Origin of the sequence: Komarekiella delphini-convector SJRDD-AB1, assembly GCF_014831675.1 — a bacterium.
Taxonomy (GTDB): Bacteria; Cyanobacteriota; Cyanobacteriia; order Cyanobacteriales; family Nostocaceae; genus Komarekiella.
In genome coordinates this window covers 127,675-143,136 of sequence record NZ_VJXY01000005.1, presented here as the reverse complement: position 1 = coordinate 143,136, position 15,462 = coordinate 127,675, and the positions used below count along the sequence as shown (strand labels likewise).

At 43.1% G+C, this 15,462-nt stretch carries 13 protein-coding genes and 1 other RNA gene; 11 read left to right on the top strand and 3 right to left on the bottom strand.

Going from position 1 to position 15,462, the window contains the following annotated elements; all coding sequences use genetic code 11:
* The first annotated feature begins 84 nt into the window (after nucleotides 1–84).
* The 4 genes from FNW02_RS06990 (at nucleotide 85) to FNW02_RS06975 (ending at nucleotide 4,029) form a co-directional block, all read left to right on the top strand.
* Entirely contained in the window at nucleotides 85–1,248 is a 1,164-nt protein-coding gene (locus FNW02_RS06990; protein WP_191756831.1) for a ligand-binding sensor domain-containing protein, read from the top strand.
* Between the two features lie 223 nt (nucleotides 1,249–1,471).
* A complete protein-coding gene (panB, locus tag FNW02_RS06985) occupies nucleotides 1,472–2,242 on the top strand; it encodes a 3-methyl-2-oxobutanoate hydroxymethyltransferase (RefSeq protein WP_191756830.1) in 771 nt (256 codons plus the stop codon).
* 52 nt (nucleotides 2,243–2,294) lie between these two features.
* Nucleotides 2,295–3,083 (top strand): Uma2 family endonuclease, encoded by a 789-nt coding sequence (locus tag FNW02_RS06980; protein WP_191756829.1) that lies wholly within the window; start codon nucleotides 2,295–2,297, stop codon nucleotides 3,081–3,083.
* Nucleotides 3,084–3,174: 91 nt separating this feature from the next.
* Nucleotides 3,175–4,029 carry an HIT family protein gene (locus FNW02_RS06975; protein WP_191756828.1) on the top strand — a complete coding sequence of 285 codons (855 nt, stop codon included), beginning with the start codon at nucleotides 3,175–3,177 and terminating at the stop codon, nucleotides 4,027–4,029.
* 3 nt (nucleotides 4,030–4,032) lie between these two features.
* Here FNW02_RS06975 and FNW02_RS06970 read toward each other — a convergent pair whose 3' ends face one another.
* Nucleotides 4,033–4,251 (bottom strand): hypothetical protein, encoded by a 219-nt coding sequence (locus FNW02_RS06970; protein ID WP_191756929.1) that lies wholly within the window; start codon nucleotides 4,249–4,251, stop codon nucleotides 4,033–4,035.
* 402 nt (nucleotides 4,252–4,653) lie between these two features.
* Between FNW02_RS06970 and serA the strand changes: the two genes are divergently transcribed.
* Nucleotides 4,654–6,234: a phosphoglycerate dehydrogenase gene (gene serA, locus FNW02_RS06965; RefSeq protein ID WP_191756827.1), complete on the top strand. Its 1,581-nt coding sequence runs from the start codon at nucleotides 4,654–4,656 to the stop codon at nucleotides 6,232–6,234.
* A 214-nt stretch (nucleotides 6,235–6,448) separates the two neighbouring features.
* A complete protein-coding gene (prmA, locus tag FNW02_RS06960; RefSeq protein WP_191756826.1) occupies nucleotides 6,449–7,366 on the top strand; it encodes a 50S ribosomal protein L11 methyltransferase in 918 nt (305 codons plus the stop codon).
* A gap of 512 nt (nucleotides 7,367–7,878) precedes the next feature.
* Here the strand turns inward: prmA and trxA are convergent.
* On the bottom strand, nucleotides 7,879–8,196 hold the full coding sequence (gene trxA, locus FNW02_RS06955) for a thioredoxin (protein ID WP_191756825.1): 318 nt from the start codon (nucleotides 8,194–8,196) through the stop codon (nucleotides 7,879–7,881).
* Nucleotides 8,197–8,598: 402 nt separating this feature from the next.
* Here trxA and fabG point away from each other — a divergent pair, with 402 nt between their 5' ends.
* Nucleotides 8,599–9,387: a 3-oxoacyl-[acyl-carrier-protein] reductase gene (fabG, locus tag FNW02_RS06950; protein WP_191756824.1), complete on the top strand. Its 789-nt coding sequence runs from the start codon at nucleotides 8,599–8,601 to the stop codon at nucleotides 9,385–9,387.
* Between the two features lie 14 nt (nucleotides 9,388–9,401).
* On the opposite strand, the gene FNW02_RS06945 is transcribed toward fabG, so the two are convergent.
* Nucleotides 9,402–10,484 carry an MraY family glycosyltransferase gene (locus FNW02_RS06945; protein ID WP_191756823.1) on the bottom strand — a complete coding sequence of 361 codons (1,083 nt, stop codon included), beginning with the start codon at nucleotides 10,482–10,484 and terminating at the stop codon, nucleotides 9,402–9,404.
* Nucleotides 10,485–10,641: 157 nt separating this feature from the next.
* Here FNW02_RS06945 and groL point away from each other — a divergent pair, with 157 nt between their 5' ends.
* From groL to rnpB, 4 genes are all read left to right on the top strand, one after another.
* Nucleotides 10,642–12,312 (top strand): chaperonin GroEL, encoded by a 1,671-nt coding sequence (gene groL, locus FNW02_RS06940; RefSeq protein WP_191756822.1) that lies wholly within the window; start codon nucleotides 10,642–10,644, stop codon nucleotides 12,310–12,312.
* A 232-nt stretch (nucleotides 12,313–12,544) separates the two neighbouring features.
* The gene (corA, locus tag FNW02_RS06935) at nucleotides 12,545–13,687 is read left to right on the top strand and encodes a magnesium/cobalt transporter CorA (RefSeq protein WP_191756821.1); all 1,143 of its coding nucleotides are present in this window, start codon (nucleotides 12,545–12,547) and stop codon (nucleotides 13,685–13,687) included.
* 62 nt (nucleotides 13,688–13,749) lie between these two features.
* Nucleotides 13,750–14,460: a hypothetical protein gene (locus tag FNW02_RS06930; protein ID WP_191756820.1), complete on the top strand. Its 711-nt coding sequence runs from the start codon at nucleotides 13,750–13,752 to the stop codon at nucleotides 14,458–14,460.
* 50 nt (nucleotides 14,461–14,510) lie between these two features.
* An RNA gene (gene rnpB / locus FNW02_RS06925) (RNase P RNA component class A) lies at nucleotides 14,511–14,921 on the top strand.
* Nucleotides 14,922–15,462: the final 541 nt, after the last annotated feature.

Genomic DNA, 15,462 nt, shown 5'->3' with positions numbered 1-15,462 from the left:
TTTGAGTTGGAGAAAAATTACCTGTGACGTTTAAAAAATCCCAGCTAGGGGAACACTGAAGTTAATCCAAAGCCAGTTTAGGTAATGGCTATGGGTATTGTCTCCAAAGGAAATGTCACCGTGGTATCGATTTGCAAGCGTACTAATCTATTGATTACTTCTATCTTGCTGGGGTTAATAGCTTTACCGCCAGCAATGTCTAATGACAAGTCGCCCCGCGCTTACGCACAAAAAGTTGGTAATAGTGTTTCGCCACAAAAAACCCCTGATATTAAGCCATCAGAGTTAACCCCTACTTATCCGGCTTCCGCACCGCCACCGCAAGTAGAACCCTTACCCAATCAGCGAGGAGTGCAAGAGCATAGGCAAGAAACCGATTATCGTGTTAGCAACTTGCTGTCAGATTTTACAGGCAATCTTTGGGTAGGTTCTTGGCGGGGACTATCGCGGATTGACCCTAATAGTGGCAAGATTATTGCTCGTGTTAGTTTACCAAATGTTGCGATTGGTGCTTTAGCTCAAGACAAAGTAGGTCGTCTGTGGGTGGGAAGTTATGAGGGACTGATTAGAGTAGAACCCCGCACTAATGAAATTACAGCACAGAATTTGTTTTTGCCTTCCAAACGAGTATTGTCACTGTTGCTTGACAAACGGGGTTATTTGTGGGCTGGAACTGATAGCGGTTTAGCTTTAATTAGTCCTGACCAAGGTTTGATTATGACAACATTAAAAAATCTGCCTGGTGTTAGCGCCAACGCTCTAACTTTAGATGCTGAAGGTCATTTGTGGGTTGGTACTCTTGATGGATTAGTGCGGGTTAATACTGCCAATGCTTTGATAATGAAGCGGATTGGTGATTTACCAGGAACAACTGTACAAGCTTTAGCTATTAGTCCAGAAGGGTTAATTTGGGCGGGAATGCCCAATAATTTGTTAGTTATTAACCCGAAAACTGGGGCTGTGCTGCGGTCTGTAACACGTCTACGAGGGCGTAACGTGACTACAGTGCGTTTTGCCAAAGATGGTAGTATCTGGGTCGGGACTAACAATGGTTTGTTACGATTAAATCCAAATACGGGCGCTGTATTAGACGAAGAAGTTACTGGACTTCCTTCTAGTCGGGTTCTTGCTCTTGTGCCTGATGTCGGTAACAAATTGTGGATTGGCACTAGTGAAGGTCTGGCTTGGTTAATGCCTAAAATGGGCAGTGCAAAACCTCATATTGCTTTCAGTCGCGCCGTGAAGTAGGGATTGGGGGCTGGGGATTGGGGATTGGGGAACTCGGGGCCCCCTCTGGGGATAAGGGGCAATGGGGACTGGGGATTGGGGACTGGGAAATGGGACTGGGGATTGGGAAGAAAAGACTACCCCTTCTGCCTTATCTCTCCGACTCTTCCACTCAATTACTCATTACTCAGCACTCATTACTCAGCACTCATTACTCAGCACTCATTACTCAGCACTAAAAAAAATGGCAGTCACTACCCAGCAATTAATTCAATGGAAACAACAGGGACGTTCGATTGTGGCGTTGACCGCTTGGGATTACGCGATCGCTCAACTCCTCGACGCCGCTGGTGTAGACTTAATCCTGGTGGGAGACTCAATGGCAGCAGTTCTAGGGTATGAAACAACACTGCCAATCACCTTAGAAGAAATGCTGTATCATGCCAAAGCTGTGCGCCGTGGAGTAAAACGCGCATTAGTAGTTGTAGATTTACCATTTTTGACGTACCAAGAAAGTCTGCAACAAGCGATGCACTCGGCTGGGCGGGTATTGAAAGAGACGGGTGCTCAAGCGGTAAAATTAGAAGGTGGGTATCCAGCGATCGCAGAAACTATTGCGCGGTTAGTACAAGCTGGAATTCCTGTCATGGGTCATGTTGGTTTGACACCCCAATCAGTACATCAACTCGGTTTGCGACAACAAGGGAAGACCCAAGAAACGGGTGAGAGAATTTTAAATGAAGCGATCGCTCTAGAACAAGCTGGTGTATTTTCTGTAGTGTTAGAGCATATACCCGCAGATTTAGCAATGCAGATTACACAAAAAGTTAGCATTCCGACAATTGGCATTGGTGCAGGCTCTCACTGCGATGGACAAGTTTTAGTTACTTCTGATGTCCTCGGTCTTGCAGAGAAGCATCCACCATTCGCTAAAGTTTATACAAATCTGCGGGAGACAATTACCAAAGCTGTGCAAGATTATGCTGCGGAAGTGCGAGAGCGAAAGTTTCCATAATAAATAATCAAAAGCCATTCTCTAAATGTGAATTGATATTAGGAGTAGTTCTATGGTTCTACAAGTTCACCCTCTCCAAAAAAAACTAACTGTTACTTGGGAGCCACTTCCAGCCGACTTCATTTTACCTGACGATCCAGTGGAAAATATTCAGCAACCATCTCTCGCTGCGGCGCTTACCGATGCTTTGGGAAGCTCAGGACGCATCCAACCTCAGATGTTGATTGGCTCTAATTTTGGACTCGTAGCCACAGTCAATAAAAAAATTGTTGTCAAAGCACCAGACTGGCTTTACGTCCCTCAAGTGCAGCCTGTAGCCGCTGATGTGATACGTCGTAGTTATACACCAAATTTAGAAGGCGCTGCTGTGGCTGTGGTGATGGAATTTTTGTCAGATACAGAGGGTGGAGAATTATCAGTCCGCTCAACTCCACCCTACGGTAAGCTCTATTTTTACGAGCAGATTCTCAAAGTTCCAACCTACGTAACCTACGACCCCTACGAACCCAGTTTAGAAGTGCGGTGCTTGCAAAATGGACAATATATTTTACAGCAAGCAGATGTTAATGGGCGTTTTTGGATTCCTGAGTTAGAGTTATTTCTCGGAATTTGGTACGGTGAAAGACTTTGCCAAACTACAAATTGGCTGCGCTGGTGGGATAGAGAAGGAAATTTACTGCTGTGGAGCAGCGAACAAGCTGAACAAGAACGCCGACGTGCTGAACAAGAGCACCAGCGTGCTGAACAAGAACGCCAGCGTGCTGAACAAGAACGCCAGCGTGCTGATATCTTAGCAGCTAAGTTACGCGAGCTAAATATTGACCCTGATGCGATCGCATAAAAAGAATGAAGGGTAATAAACTTTGCAAGAGAGGGTATGTGCTGAGTACATTAGTACTTGGTTACTTAGCACACTCGTATATTCAAGTTTCATGAAACAGCAAAAAAATCAATTTAGCCATCTCACGGCAATAGAAAGAACTTACCTATCATTCCCTGCCCAGTTTTTATTTAATCAAAACTTGCTGCAAGGCAAAATACTAGATTTTGGTTGTGGCTTTGGTAACGATGTTAAATTGTTGCGCCAAAAGGGTTGTGATATTACAGGTTATGACCCTTATTATTTTACACAATATCCTCATGATAAATTTGATACAATTATTTGCTTTTATGTTTTAAATGTATTGTTGTTTGAAGAACAAGCTAATGTTCTTATGGAAGTATCACACCTATTAAAACCAGGCGGTAAAGCTTATTATGTTGTGAGAAGGGATCTTAAAAAAGAAGGTTTTAGAGAACATTATATACATAAAAAACCGACCTATCAATGTATTGTAAAACTTCCCTTTAAATCAATTTATTTAGATGAAAATCGAGAATTTTATGAGTATATCCATTATAATCATCAGCATAATTCATCTAATAAGTGTATATTTTGCAATCCTTATAAAAATTTAAAATTATTAGCTGAATCTGCAACTGCTTACTCGATTTTTGATGGTTATCCTCTAAGTAAAGGGCATGTTTTGGTGATTCCTAAACGTCATGTTAGGAGTTATTTTGAGCTACCCTTTAAAGAACAATCTGCTTGCTGGCTTATGGTGAACAAAGTACAAAAAGTTCTCAAAACCGAATTTGAACCTGATGGTTTCAATGTAGGAATGAACATAAATCGAGAAGCTGGTCAACATATTATGCACACTAGTATTCACATTATCCCTCGTTACAAAGGTGATACTGTTAGTACTAAAAGTGGAATCAGGAATGTCATTCCTAAAAATAAATAATTTTTATTCACTGACAGTTTGCACCCAGTGGAAAAGCTGTTGAGTGTTGAGTGTTGACTGTTGACCAATCTTTTTTTTTACAATGTTGACTTTAAGTATCAAGAGTATTGCTTTCAGCAATCCTGGTATCAATTCTTGCAGTTCATTGTTTACAGGCGTCTCATCATCGGGTAGTTCCTCGGCAAGTTGTACGCTAACATGGCTAGTTTTATCAAAACTCAAAGGATACTAGCCTGTATTTGGCTCACCGCAGTTATTTGCACTCTTGTAGCCTGGGTATCCTTTTAGTAATACATGACACACAAATCTAATGAAGTACCAATCTGGGAAATTTTGGTAACTCTTAGCTATTAATAAACATATATACTATTTGTCGCTACTTATGATTTATATTTAGCCATGGGGTAGTACAAACAGCTACTTATTTTTAGATACTTGGAGGCAGTGCCATATTACCTTTGTAACTGATACTCTGATACTATCAGCATAAAGCAGAGTTAAAGTTAAGTTGATATTAAAGGTTGGCTTGATATTAAAACAAATAATTTTTGCTGAATTGCGACGGATAAAGACTAAACTAAAAAGTCTTGTGCAGCAAAACCTGTAGCTTTAAATGAAGTAATCATGTCTAAGGTTCTTGTCTCCGATACTGTTGATCAAGCGGGAATTGACATTCTTTCCCAAGTTGCTACTGTTGATGTCAAAACAGGCTTAAAACCAGAAGAACTGGTAGAAATCATTGGTGAATATGACGCGCTGATGATTCGTTCTGGTACACGTGTCACCAAAGAAATCATCGATGCTGCTACCCAGCTAAAAGTCATCGGTCGGGCTGGTGTAGGTGTAGATAACGTGGATGTTCCCGCAGCCACGCGTCGAGGAATTGTGGTAGTCAATTCTCCAGAAGGAAATACCATTGCCGCTGCCGAACACGCCCTTGCTATGATGTTGGCTTTGTCTCGTCACATCCCTGATGCGAATGCTTCAGTGAAACGCGGCGCGTGGGATCGCAATAGCTTTATTGGCGCGGAAGTTTACAAAAAAACTCTAGGCATTGTCGGTTTAGGTAAAATTGGTTCCCATGTTGCCGCTGTGGCTAAGACAATGGGGATGAAACTACTAGCTTATGATCCTTTTATTTCCACAGAACGAGCTGAACAAATTGGCTGTCAGTTAGTGGAGCTGGATTTGCTTTTCCAGCAAGCAGACTATATCACCTTACACATCCCTAAAACACCAGAAACCACTCACTTAATCAATGCCATAACTTTGGCTAAGATGAAACCCACAGCCCGGATTATTAACTGCGCTCGTGGTGGCATCATTGAGGAAAAGGCTTTAGCAGCAGCTATTAAAGAAGGTAGAATAGCGGGCGCAGCCTTGGATGTGTTCGAGTCAGAACCACTAGGAGAATCTGACTTGCGATCGCTAGGAAAGGAAATTATCCTCACCCCCCATTTGGGAGCTTCCACGACAGAAGCCCAGGTAAATGTAGCAATTGACGTTGCCGAACAAATTCGGGATGTGCTTTTAGGACTACCAGCGCGTTCAGCGGTGAATATTCCTGGACTCGGCCCTGATGTGTTAGAAGAACTCAAACCTTACATGCAGTTAGCAGAAACCCTAGGGAACCTAGTGGGACAGCTAGCTGGTGGACGGGTAGAATTACTCAATGTCCGAATGCAAGGCGAACTAGCAACCAACAAGAGTCAGCCTTTGGTAGTAGCTGCCCTTAAAGGACTACTTTACCAAGCTCTGCGGGAACGAGTAAATTACGTCAATGCCAGTATAGAAGCCAAAGAACGAGGAATTAGAGTGATTGAAACACGCGACGCCTCAGTTCGAGACTATGCCGGATCGTTGCATCTGCAAGCCACAGGTACTTTAGGTACTCATTCTGTCACAGGCGCTTTACTGGGTGAGCGGGAAATCCACCTGACCGATGTTGATGGTTTCCCGATTAACGTTCCACCCAGCAAATATATGCTGTTTACCCTGCACCGTGATATGCCAGGTATTATCGGCAAACTTGGTTCTTTACTCGGCAGTTTTAATGTCAATATTGCCAGCATGCAGGTAGGCCGCAAAATCGTCCGTGGTGACGCGGTAATGGCTCTTAGCATTGATGATCCCTTACCCGACGGAATTTTGGCTGAGATTATCAAAGTGCCAGGTATCAGAGACGCGTATACAGTAACTCTATAAAGTGCTGAGTGCTGAGTAGTGAGTGCTGAGTGAAGAAAAAGTTAGGAGTTAAGAGTGAAAAGTATAACTAATAATTGATAACTCGTACTCACAACTCTCTCAAACTCAGTACGGGCTAAACGCCCCGGTACGCTAACAGCACTCATTATTCACCACTTGGTACTCAGCACTGGCTAAACGCCTCGCTACTGCTAACACCACTCAGCACTAAAATATGGCAAACACTTGGTGGGAACTAAAGGTTTTATGTGAGCCAGACCTAGAAGATTCCATCTTTTGGCGACTGGAAAATTTTGGCTGTCGTGGGACAGCTAGCGAGAGCAAAGGAAATTCCTCTCTGGTAAAGGCTTACCTACCAAATTTTCAAGCACAGTTACTAGATTTAGCCGCGCTATCGCTGTGGCTGCGTCAAGATGCCCTCTGTATAGGGCTGTCATCCCCGACACTGCACTGGGAGTTGATTGATGAAGAAGATTGGGCGAGTAGTTGGAAACAATATTGGCATCCTCAAGAAATAGGCGATCGCTTCCTAATTAACCCCGCATGGCTACCTTCACCAGAAGCGTCGGAACGGTTAATCATTCGTCTTGATCCGGGTGTAGCATTTGGTACAGGCAATCACGCTACCACTCAGCTATGTCTGGAATCTCTAGAAATGCGTTTAGGTGAAGTTCCTCAATCTTTCGTTGGTAGTAGTGACAAACATCAACAAGCGATCGCAGATATTGGTTGTGGTTCCGGTATCCTTTCCATTGGGGCGATACTGCTAGGAGCTGAGAAAGTCTATGCAGTGGATACTGACCCCTTAGCAGTAAAATCAACTATCAGCAATCGCGCACTTAACGACATCAGTCTAGAAAAGTTGATACCAAAACAAGGAAGTGTAGACATTTTGACAAAACTGGTTGAGAATCCAGTAGATGGTATCGTCTGCAATATTTTAGCTGATGTGATTATTGAGTTGGTTCCCCAAATGAGTGCGATCGCCAAACCCACTACTTGGGGTATATTCAGTGGAATTTTACTTGATCAATCCAAAGCTGTAGCTGATGCCTTGGAGAAACATGGTTGGGTAGTTGCTACCCTATGGAAAAGGAAAGAATGGTGTTGCTTAAATGTACGACGTTCTTAAGAGAATTTACCACCAAAATTAAGCACATTTGAAATCTAATTTAATATTTCAAAGTCAGCAGTCGTAAAATTTAATTCTTGCCGTAATTAAGAATAGGGACAATCGCGCTGTAGATCACCTAATTATTTCTTTTGCTTAGTTTTCCAATTTTAGTGGGAAGTTCATACTTTTGTATGACCCGCTCAATCTTGAAAGTTACTGTACTTATTCTATGTTTAACCTTATCAAAGTCAATATTCGCCCAAATACTCGCATTGGCAGGCCTTTGAGGATTCCTACTCATAACTTGCTTCACTCGTCAATATATTTTTATATATCTACAATATCAATCGCCTCAATTCCTAAACTACTTACTCAAGACATATAAGCACATATACTTAATATTTGCTTAAGGTTTTATAAAAGAAGGGAAAGGGGTAAAGATAAAAAGCAAATGAAATTATGGAACAAGTGGCGTGGCGACCTGATTCATTCCTTTGCCCTTTGCCCTTTACCTTTTACCCGTTTATAGTTTAAATAATTGTTTGTAGATATTCTACCAACTGCGCTGCTTGCATTACACCTTCAATCCGTTCTACAGGTTGACCCTGCTTAAATAGTACCAAGGTTGGTAAAGCATAAATTTGATACTTAGTTGCCAACTCAGCGTATTTTTCAGTGTCAATTTTGACTATACGCAAGCGATTTTGAAGTTGGGCATTGACTTGCTCTAAAATTGGCACCATCATCTGACAAGGGCCACACCAGTCAGCATAAAAATCTACCAACACAGGTACATCAGAACTAGACAACATCTCTTCAAAGCTGTTGAATTGCTTTTTAGTAGCCATGTAATACACACCGATTATTTTATTGTTTGATTTCAATAGTAATGCGTGCTATCTAGAATCGGTGTAACATCATTTTGTTTTTATAAAAAGGTGTCGGGAAAACCCATTTCTTCTAGAGATGGGATGAAAGACGCACCGACGCCGTTAACAGTTGACGGTTGACGGTTAACAGTCAACAGTCTTCATACCCTTTTAGAGGTGGGATGAGCTTAATGTTCCTCTCAGTTTGTCTTGAACCTTTCTGCTTTAATCGACGAAAAGTATTGTGTTGGTAAACCCTACAGCCATCTAAGAGTCGCTAACGCATTGCAATTAAAACTTTCTGCAAAACCCTATAAGTTCTAGGTACTAATCACCATAAGATAATTAGCGCGGTGATTCAAAAATGTTGAGGAATATTTCATGGAAGACGTAAACAAAAATTTACAACCCCTGCAAGGAAAAGTAGCAATTGTCACAGGTGCTTCACGAGGAATTGGCAGAGCGATCGCACTTGAATTAGCCACACAAGGAGCCAACGTAGTTGTCAATTATGCCAGTTCTAGTGCTGCCGCTGACAATTTAGTTGCGGAAATTACGGCAGCGGGAACTGAGGCGTTCGCCGAAGGCGTTGGCGGAGCCATCGCTTTACAAGCTGACGTTTCTAAAATCGACCAAGTAGACTCACTGATTAACACAGTCACAGAAAAGTTTAAACGCATCGATATCTTGGTTAATAATGCGGGTATTACTCGTGACACATTGCTTTTGCGGATGAAGCCAGAAGAGTGGCAAGCCGTAATAGATCTTAATCTTACTGGTGTTTTCTTGTGTACCCGTGCTGTTAGTAAAATCATGCTCAAGCAACGTTCCGGGCGAATTATCAATATTGCCTCCGTTGCTGGGCAAATGGGCAACCCAGGTCAGGCAAATTATAGCGCTGCTAAAGCAGGTGTCATCGGCTTTACTAAAACCGTTGCCAAAGAACTTGCTTCCCGTGGCATTACAGTTAACGCCGTCGCCCCTGGTTTCATCGTCACCGACATGACAAACGATCTCAAAGCCGATGAAATTCTGAAATATATCCCTCTGGGTCGTTACGGTCAACCAGAAGAAGTTGCTGGTATGGTGCGCTTCCTCGCCGCTGATCCCGCCGCCACCTACATCACTGGACAAGTTTTTAATGTCGATGGCGGCATGGTAATGGCCTAAACAGCACTCAGCACTCAGGATTGCTGCCGCATTCTTTGCCAGACAGTAAAACCTAACAAAATGATAATGCTGCTGGCGGTAGTAAGCATCACGACTGCGCTCATGCCTTGTATTCTCATAGCCAGCAAGTTGCAAACCAGAGTAATTGACCACAGAGTGAACGCAGCGTGACGCTGGGAGAGTCCCCAAGCAAGTAAACGGTGGTGCAGGTGGTCTTTGCCAGGAGTACTCAGAGGATTATTTCCCGCCAGTAACCGCCGCACAAATACTTGAGTAGTGTCCAGCACTGGCAACAGCAGAAATAAAACTGTCGGTATAAGTGCATAGACTGTGTTTTGTTGAAGTCTGCCTAAAATGCTGGTCGCTGCCAGTACATAGCCAAAAAAGTATGCTCCAGCATCACCCATAATGATGCGCGAGGGGTGGAAGTTGTGGCGTAAAAAGCCCAGTGCCCCACCCCCCAAGGCTGCCAGAACTAAGGTTGCTGCCGCACGATTGTCAAACTGAGCTGAAACCCCTAACAAACTCATGGCGGTGATAAAGCTGATTCCTCCCGCCAAGCCATCCATTCCGTCCATTAAGTTGATGGCATTGGTAATACCTACTACCCAAAGTACCGTCAGCGACATTGACAGCAGCGAGTCAATTGGAGTGCCAAAAGCGACTTTAATGCTGATGCCATTAGCAACCAGCAAAAGTGCCGTGATAATTTGCGCCCACAAGCGAACAGAGGGAGGTAAACCGAACTGGTCGTCGATAAAGCCAACAAGTACTAATATCGAACCCCCCAACAAAATAGTTAAAACCTGAGCTAATACGTTTTGGAGTTCGATTGGCCGTAAAAGGCTAGCTAGTACCAGTGCGGCAATCACTCCCGCGTAGATAGCTAACCCCCCTGCATTAGGTAAAGGTTCTCGGTTGAGTCGCCGTGCGTTAGGTTGGTCAGCCCAACCCACCCGCAAGGCAAATTTACGTACTGTCGGAATCAAACGCCACGTTACAAGCCAAGCCAAGAGAAATGTAAATACTACTGCCAACCAGCCGGTGCCGCTAGGATCGGCAATACCAAGGGACTTAAGGGAGTTGTCTAGATTCATCTCCCAATTTAGGCATTACTGCCAGTATTTAATATGAGCATCAACTGTATATTAATCAATTTTTTTGTTTCTATTTGTAACTTGAGTTGGTGGGAAGATTAGCACTCTTGACCTGTGAGTGCTAAATTGTCTAATGGAAGCGCTTGAGAAATAAAACATGGCGAAAATTATTGCATTTGACGAGGAATCGCGGCGAGCGCTGGAAAGGGGTGTTAACGCCCTTGCCGATGCCGTAAAAATCACCTTAGGCCCCAAAGGTCGCAACGTCCTTTTAGAGAAAAAATTTGGCGCACCCCAAATTGTCAACGATGGTATCACTGTTGCCAAAGAAATTGAATTAGAAGATCCTTTGGAAAATACTGGTGCAAGACTTATCCAAGAAGTGGCATCAAAAACCAAAGATGTTGCTGGAGATGGTACTACAACTGCTACAGTTTTGGCACAGGCTTTGATTCGTGAAGGTTTGAAGAATGTCGCGGCTGGTACTAATCCAGTTAGCTTGAAGCGCGGAATCGACAAAACTATTGAGGCACTGGTACAAGAAATTGCCAATGTGGCTAAACCAGTGGAAGGAAGTGCGATCGCCCAAGTTGCCACAGTCTCAGCTGGTAATGATGAAGAAGTCGGCAGTATGATCGCCGAGGCAATGGAGAAAGTCACTAAAGACGGTGTAATTACCGTTGAAGAATCTAAATCCCTGACAACCGAACTAGAAGTTGTTGAGGGGATGCAGATTGACAGGGGTTACATCTCTCCCTACTTCATCACCAACAACGAACGGCAGATAGTAGAGTTTGAAAATGCCCGCATCCTGATTACTGACAAGAAAATCAGCAGTATCCAGGATTTAGTGCCAGTGCTGGAAAAAGTTGCCCGTTTAGGTCAACCCTTGCTGATTGTAGCTGAAGATGTCGAAGGTGATGCTTTGGCAACTTTAGTAGTAAACAAAGCGCGGGGTGTACTTGCCGTAGCTGCGATCAAAGCACCTGGATTTGGCGATCGCCGCAAAGCTTTGTTACAAGATATTGCTATTATCACCGACGGACAGTTGATTTCTGAAGAAATCGGCTTAAGCTTGGATACTGCTTCTTTGGAAGCGCTAGGAACTGCCCGCAAAATCAGCATTGACAAAGAAAGCACCACAATTGTAGCTGGCAGTACCACTAAGCCGGAAGTGCAAAAGCGGATTGCTCAAATTCGCAAGCAGTTGGAAGAAACTGATTCTGACTACGATAAAGAAAAACTCCAAGAACGCATCGCCAAGCTAGCTGGTGGCGTAGCCGTGATTAAAGTGGGTGCGGCCACAGAAACCGAACTCAAAGACCGCAAACTGCGGATTGAAGACGCGCTAAACGCTACTAAAGCTGCTGTGGAAGAAGGTATCGTTCCTGGTGGTGGGACAACCCTTATTCACTTGGCCAAAAACGTAGAAGTGTTTAAAAACAGTCTCCATGACGAAGAAAAAATCGGCGCTGAGATTGTTGGGCGAGCACTAGAAGCTCCCTTACGTCAAATAGCAGAAAACGCCGGTGGCGAAGGTTCTGTCATTGTCTCCAGAGTTCGGGACACCGAATTTAACATTGGTTACAACGCTGCTACCGGAGACTTTGAAGACTTGATTGCCATAGGCATCATCGATCCTGCTAAAGTTGTGCGCTCAGCCTTGCAAAACGCCGCTTCGATTGCTGGTATGGTTCTAACCACCGAAGCCGTTGTCGTTGAAAAACCTGAGAAGAAACCTGCTGGTGGTGCGCCTGATATGGGCGGCATGGGCGGTATGGGCGGTATGGGTGGTATGGGCGGCATGGGCGGCATGGGCATGATGTAGTCCATTAGCGATTAAATTTGGCAGCCGTTTTTGTACCCGCCAGAATTAATATAAGTACTTTATGCAGTTTGTCTTGCCAAGGCAAACTGTTTTTTTATACCGTTGCTGTTTCAGAGGCAATTTAGTACATTGTCATACCAAGTTGCATTCAAAATATAAAAAGCTCTTAACTCCTGTACAGACGCAATTAATCCCGTCTCACCCCTAACCAATGCCTGTTAAGTAAAACTCTATGGCACGAAAACTACGCCGCCTTGCCAGATTGGTAACTAAGCAACATGGAGATGAGTTCTATCATCATCCAGGGACTTTACCAGGAACTATCATTGTTGATGCAGATGCTCCACCACCGGTCATTTTTTTGATTGACTATAACCAAACTAATGTCATCCGCCACCAAATAACAGCCCCGGAGGAGTGCGTCCCATATTTGGATACTGCATCCGTTTCTTGGGTGGACGTACAAGGTTTAGGCAGTCAAGATATATTACAAAGATTGGGTCAAGTTTTTGATTTACATCCTCTGGTTTTAGAAGATGTGGTGAATGTACCAGAGCGTCCCAAAGTAGAGGATTATGAAGACCAATTGCTGTTTATTGCTCGCATGGTAGTACCAAAAGAAAGAACATGTGGTTTTTATAGTGAGCAAGTAAGTTTGATATTGGGGAAACATTACTTACTCACTGTGCAAGAAGAACCAGAGCATGATTGCTTTGAAGGGGTGCGATCGCGAATTGAAAAAGGTAAAGGCATCATCCGTAAGCAAGGAGCCGATTATTTAGCTTATGCTCTATTAGATGCAATCATTGATGGCTTTTTCCCCGTACTAGAACTTTATGGCGATCGCATCGAAGAGTTAGAGGAGGAAGTAATAGCTAACCCCACCCGACAAACACTACAAAATATTTATCAAATTCGGCGAGAGTTACTACAACTGCGCCGCTCAATTTGGCCTCAACGAGATGCAATTAATTCCTTAATTCGAGATGGCAGTGAACTTATTAGTGAAGAGGTAAGAATCTATCTACGAGACTGTTATGACCATGCAGTGCAAGTGATGGATATGGTAGAAACTTACCGAGAACTGGCATCTGGATTGATGGATGTCTACCTTTCGGCAGTGAGTAACAGAATGAATGAAGTCATGAAACTACTAACAGTGGTTTCAGCAATTTTTATTCCACTGACTTTTGTTGCCGGTATATATGGAATGAACTTTAATACTGAAAAGTCGCCATATAATATGCCTGAATTGAATTGGTATTGGGGCTACCCGATTTGCTTGGCAGTTATGGCAGTAATTGGATTTGGTTTGCTATTCTTATTCTGGCAACGGGGCTGGCTGGAAAATTCTTCGACAATTAAGCGTGATTAAAGATTGGCGATCGCGCTCTGAGTCGAATATACAAAATCATCAGATGGAGTTTATATATTTGAATGCAAAATAATAGCAGTGACCAGAATTTAGTAGTTTTGACACTTTATATTATTGGTGTCTCTTATGTCTTCAATCGGATGATTGAATCAATCGACGATCAAGTGAAGTTTGAGTTTAAAAAAGGAGACGTTGATGAACAACTCAAAGAACAAAATCTTCAAGACCAAATAGGGATTAGCTGTAAACTTAAGTCCTCATACCCAATTGACGATCTCAAAGATTTGCTGATTAGTATTGAAAATAAATCCGAAAATATTGCCGTATACGTTGATTGGGATAATAGTTCTTTAGTAGTCGAACATAGTAAAGAATCACGGCGCGTAATTCGCAAATCACCAGACTTAACTCGCGACTTAGCTGTACCACAAAGTCCCAGCTTGATTGTTCCTAAAAAAACACTTACGGAAACGGTGACATCAGAAAATGTTTTTGAGCGCGATCAAGTAACTGGAACTTACACAGCAAAAAAACCTTTAATTAATATTACTGGACTGAAATCTGGTGGGCCACCGCAAAAAAAGTTGTACAACGACTTCATAAATAGAAGAAAGGAGTTGGAATTTTCTCTACAACTGGTGCTAAGGATATCTGAGGTGCGTGTAGGTCTAGTACCAGGTGTTAATGTCCCCCCAATGTGCATTATCAATTGTCCTTTCACTATCAGGAAACTACCTTGGACATACGCTCTACCTTGGAATAAAAAGAAATAATCCCAACCAGACGCACGATGCCATCCAAAGATTACACTGGATCTTGGCAAGGAGTAGGCGCAGGCAGTTGCAGATCAGTCATAGTGGCTGGTTTGAGGAAAGTCCGGGCTTCCGAAAGACCAAACTTGCTGGATAACGTCCAGTGCGAGCGATCGTGAGGATAGTGCCACAGAAAGATACCGCCTTTTCAGTGAACAGTTATCAGTAAACAGTAAACAGTTAATACTTGATAACTGATAACTGAATAGGGTAAGGGTGCAAAGGTGCGGTAAGAGCGCACCAGCAGCGTCGAGAGGCGCTGGCTCGGTAAACCCCGGTTGGAAGCAAGGCGAAAGGAACTACGGTTGGTCTTTTACCAGTTCCGCTCCAAAAGAGCCGCTTGAGGCGTCTGGTAACAGGCGTCCCAGATAGATAACTGCCCTTGAAAGAGAACAGAACCCGGCTTATGTCCTGCTCTTTCCCACAATGGATTATGGAAGCTTTTGCTTTTGTAATCCATTATTTATTTGTATGAATTTTGTCCGATGGGAAATTACCCTGCTTATCTACTTCTCAAATCAACGGCTTTTCTTATCTGGCAAAAATTCTGGTTTTTTGGCAAATACTTTTCCCATATTCTTGATTCATGATTAAGTCGAAAAACTAAAACTACACTCCCGCGATGCTTTCAGCGTCGGGTTTTGGGTTTCGGAAAAATGGATAAAGTCGAGCTAAGAGTGCGAGTACTGACAACTGAAAACTAATATAGTAGCAGGCGCGTTATCAGTAAACAGTAAACAGTAAACAGTAAACAGTTATCAGTCAAGATAATTGAGTTTAAAGAGAACTACTAAGCTCGACTTTATCCAAAATGAATAACTCGGCTTTTCTTATCCGGCAAAAATTCTGGTTTTTTGGCAAATACTTTTCCCATATTCTTGATTCATGATTAAGTCGAAAAACTAAAACTACACTCCCGCGATGCTTTCAGCGTCGGGTTTTGGGTTTCGGAAAAATGGATAA